This is a genomic window from Pradoshia sp. Z5_111 (assembly GCF_058267535.1).
In genome coordinates this window covers 18,124-37,185 of sequence record NZ_JBZCPQ010000004.1, presented here as the reverse complement: position 1 = coordinate 37,185, position 19,062 = coordinate 18,124, and the positions used below count along the sequence as shown (strand labels likewise).

20 protein-coding genes are annotated in these 19,062 nt (G+C 37.1%); 15 read left to right on the top strand and 5 right to left on the bottom strand.

Going from position 1 to position 19,062, the window contains the following annotated elements; genetic code table 11:
* Window positions 1-352: 352 nt before the first annotated feature.
* Window positions 353-1,585: a peptidase T gene (gene pepT, locus AC4D4A_RS09705; RefSeq protein WP_490995718.1), complete on the bottom strand. Its 1,233-nt coding sequence runs from the start codon at window positions 1,583-1,585 to the stop codon at window positions 353-355.
* 163 nt (window positions 1,586-1,748) lie between these two features.
* Between pepT and AC4D4A_RS09700 the strand changes: the two genes are divergently transcribed.
* Window positions 1,749-2,672, top strand: coding sequence for an aromatic acid exporter family protein (locus AC4D4A_RS09700; protein ID WP_490995717.1), 924 nt, complete (start codon window positions 1,749-1,751; stop codon window positions 2,670-2,672).
* A 63-nt stretch (window positions 2,673-2,735) separates the two neighbouring features.
* Here the strand turns inward: AC4D4A_RS09700 and AC4D4A_RS09695 are convergent, their stop codons facing one another.
* On the bottom strand, window positions 2,736-3,152 hold the full coding sequence (locus tag AC4D4A_RS09695) for a hypothetical protein (protein WP_490995716.1): 417 nt from the start codon (window positions 3,150-3,152) through the stop codon (window positions 2,736-2,738).
* 357 nt (window positions 3,153-3,509) lie between these two features.
* Here AC4D4A_RS09695 and AC4D4A_RS09690 point away from each other — a divergent pair, with 357 nt between their 5' ends.
* Entirely contained in the window at window positions 3,510-4,997 is a 1,488-nt protein-coding gene (locus AC4D4A_RS09690; RefSeq protein WP_490995715.1) for an aldehyde dehydrogenase family protein, read from the top strand.
* Between the two features lie 159 nt (window positions 4,998-5,156).
* Here AC4D4A_RS09690 and yidC read toward each other — a convergent pair whose 3' ends face one another.
* Window positions 5,157-5,939: a membrane protein insertase YidC gene (gene yidC / locus AC4D4A_RS09685; RefSeq protein ID WP_490995714.1), complete on the bottom strand. Its 783-nt coding sequence runs from the start codon at window positions 5,937-5,939 to the stop codon at window positions 5,157-5,159.
* 22 nt (window positions 5,940-5,961) lie between these two features.
* Window positions 5,962-6,252, bottom strand: coding sequence for a hypothetical protein (locus AC4D4A_RS09680; protein WP_490995713.1), 291 nt, complete (start codon window positions 6,250-6,252; stop codon window positions 5,962-5,964).
* 355 nt (window positions 6,253-6,607) lie between these two features.
* Here AC4D4A_RS09680 and AC4D4A_RS09675 point away from each other — a divergent pair, with 355 nt between their 5' ends.
* Window positions 6,608-6,928, top strand: a complete 321-nt coding sequence (locus AC4D4A_RS09675) for a DNA-binding protein (RefSeq protein ID WP_490995712.1) — start codon at window positions 6,608-6,610, stop codon at window positions 6,926-6,928.
* Between the two features lie 98 nt (window positions 6,929-7,026).
* Here AC4D4A_RS09675 and AC4D4A_RS09670 read toward each other — a convergent pair whose 3' ends face one another.
* The gene (locus tag AC4D4A_RS09670; protein ID WP_140461321.1) at window positions 7,027-7,443 is read right to left on the bottom strand and encodes an organic hydroperoxide resistance protein; all 417 of its coding nucleotides are present in this window, start codon (window positions 7,441-7,443) and stop codon (window positions 7,027-7,029) included.
* Between the two features lie 177 nt (window positions 7,444-7,620).
* Here AC4D4A_RS09670 and AC4D4A_RS09665 point away from each other — a divergent pair, with 177 nt between their 5' ends.
* The 12 genes from AC4D4A_RS09665 (at window position 7,621) to AC4D4A_RS09610 (ending at window position 18,742) form a co-directional block, all read left to right on the top strand.
* Complete coding sequence (locus AC4D4A_RS09665; protein ID WP_490995711.1) at window positions 7,621-8,280, top strand: NUDIX hydrolase; 660 nt, start codon at window positions 7,621-7,623, stop codon at window positions 8,278-8,280.
* Between the two features lie 83 nt (window positions 8,281-8,363).
* Window positions 8,364-8,525 carry a hypothetical protein gene (locus AC4D4A_RS09660; protein WP_490995710.1) on the top strand — a complete coding sequence of 54 codons (162 nt, stop codon included), beginning with the start codon at window positions 8,364-8,366 and terminating at the stop codon, window positions 8,523-8,525.
* 282 nt (window positions 8,526-8,807) lie between these two features.
* The gene (locus AC4D4A_RS09655; protein WP_490995709.1) at window positions 8,808-9,431 is read left to right on the top strand and encodes a pyridoxamine 5'-phosphate oxidase family protein; all 624 of its coding nucleotides are present in this window, start codon (window positions 8,808-8,810) and stop codon (window positions 9,429-9,431) included.
* A gap of 497 nt (window positions 9,432-9,928) precedes the next feature.
* Complete coding sequence (locus AC4D4A_RS09650; RefSeq protein ID WP_490995708.1) at window positions 9,929-10,849, top strand: ABC transporter ATP-binding protein; 921 nt, start codon at window positions 9,929-9,931, stop codon at window positions 10,847-10,849.
* Window positions 10,842-11,696 (top strand): ABC transporter permease, encoded by an 855-nt coding sequence (locus tag AC4D4A_RS09645; protein WP_490995707.1) that lies wholly within the window; start codon window positions 10,842-10,844, stop codon window positions 11,694-11,696. Before AC4D4A_RS09650 ends, AC4D4A_RS09645 begins: the two co-directional genes overlap by 8 nt.
* Window positions 11,697-12,076: 380 nt before the next feature.
* The gene (locus AC4D4A_RS09640) at window positions 12,077-13,462 is read left to right on the top strand and encodes an FAD-binding oxidoreductase (RefSeq protein ID WP_490995706.1); all 1,386 of its coding nucleotides are present in this window, start codon (window positions 12,077-12,079) and stop codon (window positions 13,460-13,462) included.
* A 132-nt stretch (window positions 13,463-13,594) separates the two neighbouring features.
* Window positions 13,595-14,155 carry a thioredoxin family protein gene (locus AC4D4A_RS09635; protein ID WP_490995705.1) on the top strand — a complete coding sequence of 187 codons (561 nt, stop codon included), beginning with the start codon at window positions 13,595-13,597 and terminating at the stop codon, window positions 14,153-14,155.
* 129 nt (window positions 14,156-14,284) lie between these two features.
* Complete coding sequence (locus tag AC4D4A_RS09630) at window positions 14,285-14,587, top strand: DUF2087 domain-containing protein (protein ID WP_490995704.1); 303 nt, start codon at window positions 14,285-14,287, stop codon at window positions 14,585-14,587.
* Window positions 14,588-15,016: 429 nt separating this feature from the next.
* Window positions 15,017-15,739 carry a 5-oxoprolinase subunit PxpB gene (gene pxpB, locus AC4D4A_RS09625; RefSeq protein ID WP_490995703.1) on the top strand — a complete coding sequence of 241 codons (723 nt, stop codon included), beginning with the start codon at window positions 15,017-15,019 and terminating at the stop codon, window positions 15,737-15,739.
* Window positions 15,726-16,703 carry a 5-oxoprolinase subunit C family protein gene (locus AC4D4A_RS09620; protein ID WP_490995702.1) on the top strand — a complete coding sequence of 326 codons (978 nt, stop codon included), beginning with the start codon at window positions 15,726-15,728 and terminating at the stop codon, window positions 16,701-16,703. The genes pxpB and AC4D4A_RS09620 overlap by 14 nt, the downstream gene beginning before the upstream one ends.
* The gene (locus tag AC4D4A_RS09615) at window positions 16,696-17,478 is read left to right on the top strand and encodes a LamB/YcsF family protein (protein WP_490995701.1); all 783 of its coding nucleotides are present in this window, start codon (window positions 16,696-16,698) and stop codon (window positions 17,476-17,478) included. Before AC4D4A_RS09620 ends, AC4D4A_RS09615 begins: the two co-directional genes overlap by 8 nt.
* A 73-nt stretch (window positions 17,479-17,551) precedes the next feature.
* Entirely contained in the window at window positions 17,552-18,742 is a 1,191-nt protein-coding gene (locus AC4D4A_RS09610; RefSeq protein WP_490995700.1) for an NRAMP family divalent metal transporter, read from the top strand.
* The last annotated feature ends 320 nt before the right edge of the window (window positions 18,743-19,062 follow it).

The following is a 19,062-nucleotide window of genomic DNA, read 5'->3' as shown; positions in this document are numbered from 1 at the left end:
AGGATTGTGATTTTTATTATAGTGATTTTATTCTTTCTCTTTGACTTTGTAAAACTGAGAAAGCAAAATGAAATAATAATTGCACAAAATGAAAAAGTTATTGCCTTATTGGAGTAAATTGAAAATAAGTAGCATATATTTTACGGCTTACGGAGGGATATAATTGGGGTTTTATAGGTCAATAATGAATAATTGCACTTCCTGCAAAATATTACAATTAAAGAATGCAACAATCTGATCTATTTACTAAAATGAAGGTGTTTAACTAACATTCAAATAAAAGAGGATACCTAGCCTCTATAAAAGATTAGGTATCCTCTATTTCTGCACACTCATATACATATAAGAGAAGTTATGCCCGTTTCTCAAATAATTGTACAAGTTCTATAATGACTTCGGTGGCTTTTTCCATACTTTCTACAGCTACATATTCATATTTTCCGTGGAAATTTTCTCCTCCGGCAAAGATGTTGGGAGTAGGTAGGCCCATATAGGATAGTTGGGAACCATCTGTACCGCCGCGAATCGGTTTAACGATTGGTTTAATCCCCAAGTTTTCCATGGCTTGATATGCGACATCCACTATATCTTTTACAGGTTCAATTTTTTCTCCCATATTATAATATTGATCATTCATATCTAATAGAATATTCTCTTCTCCATATTTAGCCTGGTATTTTGCGACAAGGTCTTTCATTGTCGCTTTTTTGGCTTCAAATTTTTCACGGTCATGGTCACGGATAATATAAGAAGCATGAGTACGTTCCACATCACCGGTTAACGATAGGAGATGATAGAAGCCTTCGTAGCCTTCTGTATATTCGGGTGATTCTTCTTTTGGAAGCTCATCGTTGAAACTCATGGCAATCTTTAAGGAGTTGACCATTTTATTTTTAGCAGATCCAGGGTGGACATTTGTTCCTTTAAAAGTCAATTTTGCCCCAGCGGCATTAAAGCTTTCAAATTCAAGTTCACCAAGGCGACCTCCATCAAGTGTGTAAGCAAAGTCAGCATTAAAACGCTCCACATCAAACTTATGAGGACCTCTGCCAATTTCTTCATCCGGTGTAAAAGCGACACGAAGTTTACCGTGCTTAATTTCCGGATGTTTAATTAGGTAATCCATTGCCGTTACGATTTCAGCGATGCCCGCTTTATCATCAGCACCAAGCAGAGTAGTGCCATCAGTGGTGATAAGTGTTTTACCTATATACTCTTTTAGCTCAGGGAAGTCTTTCGGTGATAGGATGACATTAAGATTTTTATTAAGCGTGATATCACCGCCATCATAATTCTCTACGATTTGTGGCTTTACATTCTTACCTGTAAAATCGGTAGCCGTATCGACATGAGCAAGGAAGCCGATTGTTGGTACTTCTTTATCTGTATTCGCGGGAAGGGTGGCAAATAAATAGCCATTTTCATCAAGTGTTATTTCTTCCAATCCAATTGTCTGCAATTCATCTTTCAGAAGATTTAAGAGGTCAAATTGCTTCTCTGTAGAAGGGCATGTTTGACTGTTTTCATCGGATTGGGTATCAATTTTTACATATGTAAGAAAGCGTTCAACTAATTTTTGATTCATCAGATTCATCTCCTTCTGTATTCCTATTATAACGAAAGTTTTATTGATCAACAAAAAGTTATTCGAATTTTCTTTAGGTTAATATTTCCGTACTGAGGTAATTTTATTTATTTCGGGTATTCTTATATAATGGGGATGGAAGAAAGAAGGGATCGATACAACCATGTTTACTATTGGAAGCCGCACAGTTAAGACAGCGATTGGAGCGATGATTGCCTTAGTTATTGCTCAAGTTTTATCATTGGAAAATACAGCAACCGCTGCAGTCATCACCTTATTAAGTGTTCAGAGTACACAACGCAGAAGTATCCAGATTGCCTGGCAACGGTTTGCAGCTTGTATCCTTGGAATATTATTGGCTGTATTGATATTTGAAGGATGTGCTTATACAGCTGTTGCGGTAGGCTTATTATTATTTATTTATATACCAGTCATGGCTAGGCTGGGTCTTCAGGATGGTATTGTACCTGGTTTTGTTATTGTCATGCAATTATACATATCACAAAATATTACGTATGAGCTTATTTTAAACCAAATCTGCATCGTATCAATTGGGATTCTGGTAGCTCTTTTGTTCAACTTATATATGCCAAGTGTTGAAGGTGAGATTAAGAAGATTTTAAAGGAGCTAGAAGGAAATTTCAAAGTGATTTTCCTACAATTTGGTCAGTTTATTCGAAAAAAAGAACGTGTATGGAATGATGAGTATATTATTAAAACAAAGAAGTTAATCGAAATGGGTATGGAATTAGCTAAGAGAAGTGAGGAAAATTCCTTTTTTAAAAGAGACTCCTATTATTTGCAATACTTCACAAAAGTGCATCAGCAATTCCAAATCGTTGAACGAATGGTTCCCTTAATCATCAATCTGCCAACAACATTTGAGCAGAATGAAATGGTAGCTGACTTTGTAGATGATTTAGGTGCAAATATAGAAGACCGGAATCGTCTATTATTAAAATTACAGGATCTGAGAGGTAAGTTTGAGAATATGGATTTACCAAAAACAAGGGAAGAGTTTGAAACCCGTGCTGCCCTGTTAATCTTGATTAATAAAATTGAGCAATTTATCGAAATCCAATCGTAGTAAAGAGAAACGTGCTGTTTTCAAAACAGTTCGTTTTTTTTGTATGGAAGAAAGGTATGGAGTCTATAATATTGCTGCTTCTGGCCGTAAGCTTTCACAGTATTCATGCAGCACTTTCCATCCATCTATATATCTTTTAAATCGCTGTACAAACAGCTTAACAACCTCTTTCTTTTCACCGTCCATTTCAAATGTTACCCAAAATAAAACAATCACTTCATCCTCAGAAGCGGGAGTAGTATGTAGAGTAGTAAAATTCCATTTTGGGTTATGCCCGCAATATTGCTCAAAAGCTTCTGCCCATCCTAGGCAAGCCTCCTTATATCCCCAATCTGAAACGATACCATCCGCATTAGCCCAACGAACGGATAAATCGGGAGAAAGCTTGGAAATCATCAATTCAGTATTACAGCTATTCCATATAGACTGAAATTCAAGAAAGAAGGACTTAAAATCTTCAATAAGTAATGACTGATTCAAATTGGAACCTCCTCGTTAAAGTAAAGATGGATCTTCTTTAATACTATTCTACACAATGGATATATTTCCCTTTTGGCAAGTGGAGAAACTATCTTGTATGAGAACAATTTATTATCCATTTTGAAAGCATGTGTTTAACAATGCAAAAGCGCATCCATTCTGCTAAAAGAACACAAAAGTACAATATAGATCATGCTTTGCTCTTTTTCAACAAATATATGGTGTACTGAACTAATTCGTGTCAAAAAGGAGCGAACGATTCATTCGCTCTATAGATGGTAATTAATTGAAAATGGAAAATAGATGGAATATACTGAAAGCGTTCACAAAATGATGGATATAAATGGAGGGAATTAAATGACCACTACTATAAGCCCCAATATTAGCCCGAAATTAGCAGAGTTTCTAAAAGGTACAAAACAGTTGTATATGAATGGTGAATTCGTAGACTCAGTATCTGGTAGAACGTTCGAAACAATGAATCCTGCTACTGGTGAAGTTTTGGCTGTGATTTCAGAAGCGCAATCTGAAGATATTGATTTAGCTGTCAAAGCGGCACGTAAAGCATTTGATCAAGGACCGTGGAGAACGATGAACGCTGCAGAACGCAGTCGTTTAATATACAAATTGGCAGATTTAATGGAAGAAAACAAGCTTGAGTTGGCTCAGCTGGAAACGTTGGATAACGGAAAGCCTTTCCGTGAAACATCTAATGCAGATATTCCATTAGCCATTGAACACTTCCGCTATTTTGCTGGTTGGTCGACTAAAATCATGGGACAAACCATCCCTGTAGCCGGTAATTTTTTTAATTATACAAAACATGAACCAGTTGGAGTGGTTGGGCAAATTATCCCATGGAATTTCCCATTATTAATGGCTGCCTGGAAACTGGGAGCGGCACTTGCTACCGGATGTACAATCGTATTAAAACCAGCAGAAAATACACCTCTTTCTGCATTATACCTGGCACAACTGATTAGTGAAGCTGGATTCCCGGATGGAGTAGTCAATATTGTCCCAGGATATGGTCCGTCTGCAGGACAACCATTGGTCGATCATCCAATGGTCGATAAGATTGCATTTACGGGTTCGACTAAAGTTGGTAAACAAATCATGAAATCAGCTGCTGATACGCTGAAACGCGTAACATTGGAACTTGGAGGAAAATCGCCGAATATCATTCTTCCGGATGCAGATTTATCAAAGGCTGTTCCAGGTGCACTAATGGGTATTATGTTCAATCAAGGGCAAGTTTGCTGTGCAGGCAGCCGCTTATATGTTCAAAAGAAAATGTATGATAATGTCGTCTCTGATTTAATAACTTGTGCCAAGGATATTAAACAGGGTAATGGGTTAGAAGAAGATACAACGATGGGTCCGCTTATTTCCGCTCAGCAGCAGTCCAGGGTTAAAGGATATATTGACCAAGGTGTTGAAGAAGGAGCCGAAGTGTTAATTGGGGGCGATATTCCATTTGACAAAGGCTATTTTGTATCGCCGACCGTGTTTGCAGATGTAAACCATAGCATGACAATAGCAAAAGAAGAAATATTTGGACCTGTTGTAGCGGCCATGCCATTTGATGATATTGATGATCTTATACAAAAAGCCAATGACAGCAACTATGGGTTAGCAGCAGGTGTATGGACGCAGGACTTGAAAAAGGCTCATCATATCGCTCATAAATTACAAGTGGGCACAGTATGGGTAAATACCTATAATACATTTGATGCGGCTTCTCCTTTTGGAGGGTATAAACAATCCGGTATTGGTCGTGAAATGGGAAGCTATGCACTCGATAACTACACAGAAGTGAAGAGTGTTTGGATTAATATGGACTAAGAATTATAAAGAGTGATTTTTATAGAATGCAGTGTGGTTATGGATGGTAATCACACTGTTTTTTTATTATGTTTATTCAGTAAGATAAGAACATAAATAGACCCCATAAAAGTCAGAGAAATGTCTGTCTTTTATGGGGTAATTTTATTTACTAAGGGCTTAGCTTTTCTTTAAAGAAGGCTCAGCTTGAATTTTTGGAAGGTCTTTTGGTTCTTCCTGTTTAAAGATACTTTGTAAAACGAATGTCTGGATGATCAAGAAGATTCCGCTTGTTATCCAATAGAGCGGAAGAGCAGCCGGTGCTGAAAAAGATATGAACATAATCATCATAGGTGACAAGAGTCCCATAAGCTTCATTTGGTTCTGCTGTTCAGACTGCATTTGGCTTGAGCTGACTTTGAATTGGAGATAGTAAATCAACCCGGCTATTAACGCCATAATGATGTTCGCCTCACCAAGACTAAACCAAAGGAAGTCATGAGTTGCAATTGTATGTGAGTCCCTAATGGCATAATAGAAACCCATTAATATCGGCATTTGAATCAGCATTGGTAAGCACCCGACATTGAGAGGATTTACGCCATGCTTCTGATAAAGCTGCATCATTTCCTGTTGGATTTCTGCTTTCTTCGCTGCATCAGTTGTTTGTTTTAATTTTTCCTGAATAGCTTCCATCTCAGGCTTTAAAACTTCCATTTTCCGTTTCATATCAGCTTGAGTTTTATACTGTTTAACAGTCAACGGCATGAGCAATAATTTAATTAGCAAAGTAGCCAAAATAATCGCGAGCCCATAATTCCCCTGAAATAATTCTGCATTGAATTCCAATAAGGCTAATAAGGGGGAGACAATAAAGTGTTGGAAAAAAACGTCTCCGTTAGAATTGGCTGAACATCCACTCAACAACATTCCTGCGAATAAAATACCTATTAATTTTTTCAATCCATTTCCTCCGATCATGTATTTATTTATACGATGGGATGGAAATGGCTGATTCTTTATCTCCGGGATTTACCTTAATACGAAATAAAGTGAAAAAGCGTTGAATATGGCGTTTATCTATAATTGGCTGTTTCTTATTACTTTTTAAAATCGGTTGATTCGTTCCTTCTTCATAGTGATTATTGAAAAGAACTTTATTTTGCTTATGCACAATGAATAAGGCAGCTAACGGAAAGACAACCGAGAATAAAAAGGCAATTATTAATGTCTGTTGTATGACATCATAATCATATTCAATTAATAATCCAATCATGGCTGGCAGCTCTCCGTTTAAGTTTTTTAAATTAGAAGTGATTTGTTATGGATACTATACCATTAAATGAATGCCAAGGATAGAAGAAGTATTCTTATTAAGTTAGGAGAGAAGATTAAGAAGATGGAAATAGAGTTTTAGCTGAGAAGTGAAACAGTGAATATTTTTTCCTATATAAACAAAGGTGTTAGCAACCTTATATAAACTTTTTTATGATTAAATTGCAAAATCAAAAAAACTTCATAAAAGGTTTAAACAGTATTTTTATCGAATAAATATAGGTGCTATAAAAAGAGTCAGTATTCGAAGGGAAATTTCTTTATGTTGATTAGAATTAAAGGAGGGGGAGATAGATTTGGAAATAGACATATCAGGTGCAGGACTAAGTTTTGGGCTATTTTGTATTGGAGCTGGATTAGCTTTAATGGGGCATTACATAGGTAAAGGACTGACAAATTTTGGTCAGTCTAAAAAGGTAATTGATTATAATGTGTTTTTAAAAGAGGGTGACCTAGCCTATGTTTTTAACTTAAATAGGAATGAAATAAAGGCTTTATTGACTGAATATCAGGATGTCCCTAAGCTGGTGTTAAACGGGACTACCTATTATCCTAAAAATCAATTAATCGAATGGATTTCATCCAAGAATTTTAGCAATGATAAACGGACGGTTTAAGTAAAAAAGAAAAAACGGCTGGTTTTCCAGTCGTTTTTTCTGTTATTTATAAGCGAATAGACTCTATCCTATAAAAATACTTATATAGAAAGTAAGCATCACACCGTTATGATGGTTACCTCAATATTTCCTCGTGTTGCTTTAGAGTAAGGGCAAACCTGGTGGGCCATATCAGCATATTTTTTAACTTCTTCTTTATCCAATCCAGGGATAGAGACATCTAAACGGACAGCGAGTTTAAATCCGCCATCTTCTTCATCCTTACCGATCGTAACATTAGACGTAACTGTTGTATCAACTTTTTTTCGATCCTTACGTAATACGAGGTTTAATGCACTGTCATAACAGGCAGCATATCCTGCTGCAAACAGTAATTCAGGGTTTGCAGCTTGTTCTCCGCTGCCTCCCAATGCTTTTGGTTGCCTCACATCTAAATCTATAATCCCGTCTTCAGATTTTACATGTCCTTCTCGGCCGCCAGTGGATGTGACAGTTGCTGTATATAATGGTTCCATCAAACCAACTCCTTAATTAATGATATATAGCACTTTTCCCTATTTTGGTTTTATTAAACAGATAATCAAAGGAATAGCTAATTGATTATTATGAAAATACTTCCTTTTCCATCTAGACTACATAGAAACGCTAGGTATATAATAAAGGCGAAAGTAAATTTATGGGAAGTAGTGTGTATGTGTATGGAAACAGAAATGCTAACTATTTTTGATGAATCAGGATCCGCGATTGGGGTAGCAACACGCGAAGAAGTTCATAACAAAGGGTATTGGCATCAAACCTTTCAATGTTATGTGATTGGGAAAGAAAATCATGAAGAATATGTGTATCTTCAACTCAGAAGTCATTTAAAAAAAGATTTTGCAAATGTTTACGATATAACTGCAGCGGGACATATTCTTTCAAATGAAACGGTGGCTGATGGTGTAAGAGAAGTTAATGAGGAACTTGGATTAAATGTTACCTATAATCAACTAAACAGCCTTGGTATGGTTTCTAATGTAATAGAAACAGAGAAAATTAAAGACCATGAATTAAGCCATGTTTTTCTTTATGAAATGACAGGACCTATGGAGACTTTTATCCTGCAGCCAGAAGAAGTATCTGGAATGGCAAAAGCTCGATTATATGATTTTATTACTTTTTATAAGGGAGATTCAGATTATTTGGAGATCGAAGGCTATAAGCAGGATTCTAGCGGAGGTAAAACTTGGTTTAACGAAATAATCAGTAAAGACCAGTTTGTACCGCATTCTGAGCAGTATTTTGTTACGGTGGCAGAAGCTATTTGCTCGAACCGGAAAGCTTTAAATAGAGGAATTGCTGAAAAAAGATAACAATCAGTGGCATAATTAACTGTATCTTGGAATGGATATAGAATCATAGTGATTATTATAGGAACAGATGCGGAGTGATAGGCATGGATATAGAAATTAAAGTAAATTATAACTCAATATATGCAGAGTCTATGCAACAAGTCTATCAATCTGTCGGCTGGAATAAGCATACTATTGATGTGATTGAACAAGTTTTCGCAGTAAGTACGCATGTTGCCATTGCTTTTAAAGAAGATAGCCTCTAATTGGTTTTGGAAGAGCGCTATCAGATGGTGTATGGAATGGTGCAATTATTTTATGATCTCGTAGTCCATACCGATGAACAGGGTAATGGAGTAGCTAGGGAAATTATTAACTCTCTATTAACACAATTGAAATCCGTATCTTGCTATCCACTTAATTTCTACAGTCGGTAACGAAAAACTTTATAAAAAATGCGGATTTTACCCATTGAAAATTGGTATGGCTCGCTATTTGAATCAGGAGTTGGCTGAAACATATTTGGTTAAATAAAAAGGGGGGATTGAATGTTCGACCGGATTATAACGGAGGCAAATGAACTGCGTGCCCTTATAGGAGAACCAAGTAAACTAGTACAAAATAAAGTGATTAAACGATTGGATGATCATTGTGTGCATTTCATAAGCAAATCCCCGTTTGTGTTTATTGGTACAACAGACGGGAACGGGCATTTAGATGTTTCACCTAGGGGAGACCGAGCTGGATTTGTTCGAATATTGGATGAAAATCATTTGATAATTCCGGAACGGAGAGGCAATAAAAGAATGGACACCTTATACAATCTTTTAATGAACCCTGGAGTAGGCTTGTTGTTTATTATTCCAGGCTTGGGTGAAACCCTCCGAGTAAATGGAAAAGGGTACGTAGTAAAAGATCCAGACTTGCTTGAGTGTTTAGGTGTTAATGGAAAGACACCAAACATCGGTATTGGGGTTAAGGTAGAGGAATGCTTTATTCATTGTGCAAAGGCATTTATTAGATCAGAATTATGGAATCCGACAACTTGGCCAGATAAAGGCTCTCTACCTTCAGCTGCAAAGATTCTTGCAGCACATGCCAGCCAACTGAAAAAAAGAGCTGAAGACATTGAAATCCAATTAAAGGAGGGTTACACATCCAGATTATATTAAACAATTTTTTTGTTGCTTTCTGATATTAGTCTTAATCTATCACCACAGTAAAAAAATAAGACTGCCTTTGTAAGGATGTTGCTATTGCATAATTTATTCTGAGTGATAAACCACCACCTCCAGGAAGGAAGTGGCTGTTCTCGTTATTTAAAGAAATTACGCGTTATTTCATGTACCTTTTTACATAATTATAGAGTGGTTTTACAAAATTAATCGGTTTATTTAATACAGCAGTGCGGGCTTTTTAATACATATGAAAAATGCGGAGCATTCTTATTATCGTGTTAATATCCCGATTCATTTTGCCTCAGTCTGTAAATTCAGTCTATATATGTTTTATTCAGGTTAGAATGTTCATTTCATCGTATATATTCCATCGCCAAATTGCTTCAATCCAAGCTATAATATAATTAAAATAGTAAAATTGACTGCATTTTTAAAACTCTCCAACAAAAAAACATTCTAATCTGACTATTTATATGAATTGAGGTGTTTATATGGAAAAAATCATTGAGGTAAGCCACCTTACCAAAACCTATGGTGACATTACGGCGGTAAATGATATTGATTTTTATGTAGAGAAAGGAAAGCTGTTTGCCTTCCTCGGTCCTAATGGCGCAGGCAAAAGCACGACAATTGATATGTTATGTACGCTCTTAAAGCCAGATGAAGGAGAAATCATCATTAATGGCTATCAGATTGCTAAAAATGATTCTAAAATCCGTGAATCAATCGGGGTAGTCTTCCAGGAAAGCCTGCTCGATCCTCTCCTGACTGTACGGGAAAATCTCCTAACAAGAGCTAAATTCTATCAGATTCCAAAATCAGAGCTTAAATCCAGAGTGGAACGAGCAGCGCTTGCAGCTGATGTCATGGACTTTATTGATCGCCCTTATGGAAAATTATCAGGAGGGCAAAGGCGCCGTGCTGATATAGCAAGAGCTCTTGTGAACACACCGAAGGTTCTTTTCCTGGATGAGCCGACTACCGGTCTTGACCCCCAAACAAGAAGAAGCGTTTGGGAGACAATTACGAACCTGCAAGTAGATCAGGGACTGACTGTATTCCTGACGACACATTATATGGAGGAAGCCGCCTCTGCCGACTATATCATGATCATTGATGATGGTGAGATTGTGGCAAAGGGAACTCCTTATGAACTGCGAAATACATATAGCTCAGATATGCTGAAAATTGAACCGACTGACCATGCCGCTCTCGATGAGCTTTTTCAAGCCAATGGAATCAAGTACAAAAACGAGCATCAACTGATGATCATTAAAATAGCGAATACAAAAGAGGCCCTCTCGATTCTCAAATTGGCAGAGCCCTTGATTGCAAATTTTGAAGTGTTACATGGGACAATGGATGATGTGTTCATCGAAATCACAGGAAAGGAAATACGTGCTGATGTTTAATTTAGCAAAGCGTAATCTAAAACTATTTTTTCGAGATAAAAGCGCGGTCTTCTTCTCCTTATTGGCCGTCTTCATTATCATTGGATTATATGTTCTCTTTCTTGGAGATACCATTGCAGGGGACATGACCGAAATTAAGGAAGCTCGATATTTAATGGATAGCTGGATTATGGGCGGTCTACTTGCCGTTACCTCAGTCACGACGACCATGGGCGCTTTTGGCACAATGGTAGAGGATCGGGCAAATGGCAATATGAAAGATTTCTATGCCTCGCCATTAAAAAGGTATCAAATAGCTGGTGGTTATATAATCAGTTCATTTATGGTCGGCCTCATCATGTGTATGGTCACTTTTGTCTTAGCGGAGATATATATTGTCGCAAACGGTGGGGAGCTTTTGCCCCTCATAAGTATGTTAAAAATCATTGTGTTGATTTTCTTATCGGTTCTAGCCTCAAGCGCAATGGTGTTTTTCTTAGTTAGCTTCTTTTCAAGTGTTAATGCATTTGCAACCGGCAGTACTGTCATCGGGACATTAATCGGGTTTCTTACCGGCATTTACATTCCAATTGGCAATCTTCCTGATGCTGTTCAAATGATTGTGAAAATTTTTCCGGTAACCCATGCAGGTGTCTTATTTCGTCAGGTATTTATGGAAGAGCCCTTAAAAATATCATTCGACGGTGCACCAAGTACTGCAGTAGATGGGTTTAAAGAAGAGCTGGGTGTTATGCTTACATATGGCGACTATACTGCCCAAGCCAGCACGCATATTTTTGTTCTCGTAGGAGTCACCATATTATTTTTCGCTCTCGCCGTATGGAATGTATCACGCAAAAAAGCCTAGCAGGGGACATAGTTCCCTGCTTTTTTATGAAACTGAGATATTTCGTCTCCCAGAATTAAGATAATGCTAATCTAACTAAATTACCTTCACCACAATCTACATCTAGCACTTTGTTATTTATCCCCTATAAGTTAAGTGAAAAACTGAATTCTTATTATAATGACTTTTTATTGGACTGTTATATCGGAGCTGTATGATCTGCTTTTTTACCCCCTAAAGCTTAATTTAGAACCAATATAAGTGAATGTGAATCGCTGATATTTTCTAAATATTTGATATAATGGTAGAGGTTGGAGTTGGTAGAAAATATTTTAATAATTGAAAAGACCAATATACCATTAACAAATATCACGGAAAAATAAGAATAAGGGGCGAATAAATTGATTAATACCACTGAAGAATTGTTGATTGCTCTACGAAATATTATTCAAGAAAGCCGAGTAACAACCAATCTAACTATTTTAGAACAACACAGCATAGATGAATCGTATCATCGTGCCAGTCTGCCTGATATAGTAGTGTTTCCGACAAACACAGAAGAAGTGAGAAAGATAATGACTATAGCGAATCAATATAAAGTACCGATTGTGCCATTTGGAAGGGGAACAAGCTTGGAAGGGCATGTTATTCCTTATGACCATGGAATCATGATTGATTTTTCTCTTATGGATAAAATATTGGAAGTCAGGGAGAAGGACTTTCTTGTGAAAGTTCATCCAGGGGTGACGCGTTCTCAATTGAATAAAGAGTTGAAAAAATACGGATTATTTTTTTCCGTAGATCCGGGGGCAGATGCAACACTTGGTGGGATGGCGGCTACAAATGCCAGTGGAACAACATCTGTTAAATATGGAATTATGCGTGACCAAGTTCGGGATTTAGAGGTTGTTCTTGCGGATGGCACGCTGATTCATACAGGTAATTTAGCAGAAAAGTCTTCTTCTGGCTATCATTTAAATGGTTTATTTGTAGGATCGGAAGGTACACTTGGATGTTTTACTGAATTGACATTAAGAGTCTACGGTATTCCTGAAAATATTATGGCAGCACGGGCTTCATTCAAGACTGTTAATGATGCTGTCGAAGCAGTCTTGAGTATTTTACAAGCGGGTATTCCAATTGCGAGAGTTGAGCTTGTAGATGAACCTTCTATGAAACAAGTAAACTTGCATAATAAAACAGTCTATAAGGAACAACCTACTTTATTTTTAGAGTTTGAGGGTAATGAGGCTGGCTTAAAGCAAGATGTTGAATTTATGAAAGAGATAGTAGAGGTTCACAATTGTGAAGATATTGTATTTGAGACCGATAATGCAGCTCGAAATCAGCTATGGGAAGCTCGCCATAATCTAGCTTACTCCTATATTCATGGACATCCAGGAAAAAAACTCATGATAACCGATGTGTGTTTACCGCTTTCCGAGTTAGCTGGTGCTATTGCTCATGCAAGAGAATCACTTGATTTGTTAATGCTTACAGGCGGTGTTGTTGGGCACGTCGGTGATGGCAATTTTCATGTTCTTTTAATGATAGATATGAATGATCCTGATGAATTAAAAAGAGCAGATCAATATAATGAATTGATTGTAATGTATGCACTTGAACGAGGAGGAACTTGCACAGGAGAACATGGGGTCGGCATAGGGAAACAGAAATACCAAGAGAAAGAACATGGAGAAGCACTGCTGGTGATGGAAAAGATTAAACGGGTACTAGATCCAGACAATCTTATGAACCCAAATAAAATATTTAAAATTAAGAAATAGAAAAAATATTATTGGAATTCATTTTATGATGAAATAAAAGATTGGTAGAATTTTTTATCCTTGGCAACTTTCTTAAGATAGAGAAATGTATTGGTTGATTAGTTTTTATAATGATAACTGGAGGGTTTTAGGGTGGAATTACAACAATGGTTTGAAAAAGGTTTAACAACGGAACAGTATATCGATGGTATGAAAACGCATAAAGAAAATCTTCAAAAGGTGTATGAATCCTTCCATCTTTCTGAGGAAAATAAAGAGGCGCTTTTAACTATACCGACCACTGGGATTAAGGTTATTGTGTTGACGGAAGATTGGTGCGGGGATGCAATGGTAAATATCCCGATCTTACTGCGTATTGCAGAAGCAACAAATATCGACGTTCGTTTTATCCTGCGTGACAGCAATTTAGAGTTAATGGATCAGTATTTAACCAATGGAACAGCCCGATCGATTCCGATTTTTATTTTCATCGATGAAAAAGGAAATGAATTAGCCGTTTGGGGACCACGCGCTGCTAAAATTCAACAAAGCTTTGATGAGTTGAAAGCACAGTTACCAAGTGCAGATGCCCCTGATTTTAAAGAAAAGCAACTTGAGATGTTCAAAGAATTTGTAAATAAATTTACGGCAGATCATGATACATGGCAAGTTATTGCAGATAGCATTATTAGTAAATTAAAAGAAATTAAGTAGGTGAGTGATTCATCTAAAAGTTAGAAGAAGGATACACCACAAGTACTTGAAACCCGCAAAATATAATCAGCTATTTGTCCTTATTAATATATAGAAAAAAGGATGGGGAGTATTTAAAGGGGGAACATGGTGAATATACGCTATGTAACAACAGAAGAGGAAAAGAAAAAGGTCTTGTCAGCCTATTTTAAAGAAGGGTTGGAGGGTCAATTAGAAACGTTTCCGAGTAAGGAGAAAAGAAAGCTGATCATTTTACAAAATATAAGTGAACGTTTTGAACAGGGGAGAATATATTCAGAAATAGAAATTAACGAAGTGTTGAAAACAATTTACGGTGATTTTGCAACAATTCGAAGAGAGCTTATCGTGTATGGATTTATGAATCGCAGCAAGAATTGCGCTGAATACTGGATAGAAGATGAATTGAGATAAAACGATTGATTATGCAGACAATAGGAAAATAATGCGGGATATAAGAAAGGGACGAATGATTTAATTTAAAACTAATTGATTAGTACATAGAAGACTTAAACACAAAATAAATCAATGGCAGTAGTTCTTTCGATTAAAGGACAATTAACAATATCATAATCTTATTAATTTTAAGACTGAAGACAGAGAGAATAGTACTCTGTTTTTTTTGCTTTTTCCTTTATTTCAGGGAGCATTAGTATTCTCCATAAGAATTAACAAATCAGTCATTGTAATAAGAGATAGAATCTCCTCCTACGGACATTTATTATTTAAAATATTTCAATAATTTAAATAATTAAAGTATAATAATGGAATATCTGGAGATTGGTCTTATTTCTACAAAACATTACATATTTCTCTTGAATGATATAGAAGGAGGGATGCTAGATGAATTATTCGTTACATCCACTTGGAGATCGAGCAATTTTAATTGAATTTGGCAAAGAGATAGATGAAGTAACCTATAATTCGGTGCGACAGATAAGCAATCTATTAGAAAGTGAGAAACCTGAGTGGCTGATTGAGTTGGTTCCCGCATATACAACACTTACCTTATTTTATTCTCCTGAATATGTTAATCGAGAATTTCAGGAAAGTCAGCTTCCCTATGAAATAATCACTCGTGAGATAAAAAGATTGCTAGACCGTTCTCGACCATCAATTAAAGGTGAACAAAGAAGAGTGGAAATTCCAATTTGCTATGGCGGAGATTTGGGTCCGGATCTAGTATATGTGGCTGAATATAATCATTTAACTGAACAGGAAGTTATTGAGATTCATTCAAATGGTGATTATCTTATATACATGCTTGGATTTGCACCTGGATTCCCTTATATAGGAGGGATGTCTAAGGAAATCTCAGCACCAAGAAGAAAATCTCCAAGACAAAATATTCCCCCGGGAACGGTAGGGATTGCTGGTGAGCAAACAGGAATTTATCCAATTGAAACACCTGGAGGTTGGCAGTTGATAGGCAGAACTCCACTAAAATTATTTAATCCAACTGATTCATCACCCACTCTATTGAAAGCTGGGGACCGGGTTCAATTTAAACCAATTAGCTATGAGGAGTATCTCAGTCTGGAGGGGAATGGAAATGTTGATCATTGAAAAATCGGGTTTGTTAACCTCCATTCAGGATTTAGGAAGGTACGGGTTTAAAAAATATGGGATTATCACAGGCGGAGCAATGGATCCATTATCTCATAGAATGGCAAATCTATTGGTCCAGAATCATGAAAATGAACCGACAATTGAAATGACCCTCTCTGGTCCAACTATACGATTTTTAGAGAACACGATCATTTCTTTGTGTGGAGGAAACTTATCCCCTTCTTTAAATGGCAGGCCAATGCAAATGGCAAGTCCTATTCATATTCAAAAAGGGGATGTTCTGACATTCGGCCAGCCTAAGACAGGTTGCCGTGCTTATTTAGCAATACGCGGCGGTATAAAGATTCCAAAGGTGATGGGGAGCTATTCCACCTATCTACGTGCACAAATAGGAGGATTCAAAGGGAGACCTCTGCAAAAAGGCGATCACTTAGAGGTTGTTCCTTTTAAACAAGAGAGGGATGTAATGAGCACGAATTGGTTTGCTTCGGACCTGTTGCATATAGAGCCAGAAGGCCTTAAAAAGGTAAGGGTTTTAAAGGGCAGACATTTTGAAGAATTTACAAAAAGGAGTATAGATGCCTTTACTAAGCAATCGTATAAAATTTCTTCTCAGTCAGATAGAATGGGTTATCGTCTTGATGGAGTCTCGCTTGAACTTTTTAAGCGGAAAGAGATTGTTTCAGAAGCGGTCACTTTCGGAACGATACAGGTTCCTGCAAATGGGAAACCAATTATATTGATGGCTGATAGTCAGACGATCGGCGGTTATCCAAAAATAGCAGAAGTTATTTCGGTTGATTTGCCAGTTGTTGCCCAGGCCAAACCAGGTGATTCTTTGCAATTTGAATTTGTCACATTGGATGAGGCACAGCAGCTTTATCTTAATCAAGAAAAACAACTAAAAATTTTAAAAAGGGGAATTGGGATGAAATTTAATAAGGGGAAACAATATGTATAAGATTGACATTAATTGCGATATGGGAGAAAGCTTTGGACATTATCGATTGGGGCGAGATGAAGAGATACTAAATTATGTATCTTCAGCTAATATCGCCTGTGGTTTTCATGCAGGCGATCCATCAACAATGAAGAAAACAGTACGGTTAGCGCTTTTGAAAGGAGTTGGAATAGGAGCACATCCGGGGTTCCAGGATTTAATAGGTTTTGGACGCAGGGAAATGAGGGTTAGTCCTGAAGAAGCCTATGATCTGGTAATCTATCAAATCGGTGCATTATATGCGTTTACAAAGGCAGAGGGAGGAAAGCTGCAGCATGTAAAACCGCATGGAGCTTTATTTAATATGGCGGCAAAGGATATTGCTCTGTCCGAAGCGATTTCAGAAGCAGTATATGATGTGGATCCTGAATTGATTTTATTTGGATTATCCGGTGGAGAATTGGTGAAGGCAGCCAAACGTATTGGTTTACGTGCTGCCAGTGAGGTTTTTTCAGACCGCACATATCAGGCGGATGGAACATTAACCTCAAGAACGGATGCAAATGCATTAATTAAGGATTCAGCAAATGCCATCCATCAAGTTGTTCGTATGGTGAAAGAGCAGAGGGTTACTTCCGTTAAGGGTGAGGAGATAGAGATAAAAGCAGATACAGTCTGTATTCACGGAGATGGAGAAAACGCGCTGGAATTTGCAAAGCAAATCTCAGAAACATTAAAAAGAGAAGGTATCGAAATTCAAAAAATAGATTGTTTCATAAATGAATTGATATATTAATCTCTTTGGAAGACATTTGAATACAGCTGGTTGATATTCTAACTAATGATCTAAAGCAGGATGGGGGAGTTGTATGAAAAAGAAAGAATCGCATTTGAGTATTTTAGTAGGGGCTGCCTTTTTAATGGCCACATCAGCGATCGGCCCAGGATTTTTAACACAAACGTCTGTATTTACTGAACAGCTATTGGCGAGTATGGGCTTTGTTATTTTGATATCCATTATTATAGATATTGGGGCACAGGTAAATATTTGGAGAATTATAGCTGTATCAGAAAAGAGGGCGCAGGATATAGCGAATGAATTACTACCGGGATTAGGTTATTTTTTAGCTGCTTTAATTGTATTAGGAGGATTAGCATTTAATATTGGGAATATTGCGGGGGCAGGACTCGGTATCAATGTAATCACTGGGGTCGATGCAAAATGGGGTGCGCTTTTAAGTGGATTAGTTGCTGTAGGAATATTCTTAGTTCGTGAAGCTGGTAAAGTAATGGATCGGTTTGTACAAATTATGGGCTTTATTATGATTTTTCTTACTGTTTATGTAATGTTCACAGCTAACCCTCCCTATGCTAAAGCTCTTGTACATACAGTGTGGCCTGATGAGATTAATCTGCTGGCGATTGTCACATTGGTTGGAGGAACGGTCGGTGGTTATATAACTTTTGCGGGCGGGCACAGATTAATTGATGCCGGGCTTACGGGAAAACATAATTTACCTCAAGTTACTAAGAGTGCGGTTAGTGCCATTGGCATTGCATCCATCATGCGAATATTTTTGTTTTTAGCAGTATTGGGAGTGGTTTCACAGGGTTTTGTTTTGGATGCCGGTAATCCGGCAGCCTCTGTCTTTAAGCAAGCAGCAGGGAATGTGGGATATAAAATGTTTGGGGTCATAATGTGGGCTGCTGCCATTACTTCTGTTATTGGTGCAGCATATACATCTGTTTCCTTTATCAAAACCTTTAGTAGTTTTGTTGATCGTTATCAAAAATGGTTTGTCATAGCTTTTATCGTTATTTCAACGGCAGTGTTCGCGACAATTGGCCAGCCTGTACAGATTCTCGTGCTGGTGGGGGCACTAAATGGTTTGATTCTTCCTGTGGCTCTTGGTGTTATGCTAATAGCAGCCTATAAGGAGAAAATAGTAGGAGACTATAAACAGCCTTTATGGCTTACTGTTTTTGGTGTAGTTATCGTTATTGGTATGGCGATAATGGGAGGTTATTCACTCATTAATGGTTTGTCACAATTGTTTTAGTAAATAATCTTTGATTAATGAGTCTCAATATCATTTAATCCATTGAGAAGTTATAACATCTAGATTTTAATCAAAACCCTAATTTCGTTCATATAATCTTTGTGAAAATCAGGGTCTTTTTTATGTAATGTTCACATATATGGTTCGTGGCACGGATTCATTCATCGGTTAATTTTCCAGGAAAGGAATCAACTTGTTGTATATCATATTCACCCATGTTTATCACAGGTAATCCGTGGTGATTTAAGCGGATTTCCTTAGAGTTTTGCGCCTTTTTATACACCTTAAATTTATGGTCATTATACGTAAGTGCGTGGAAT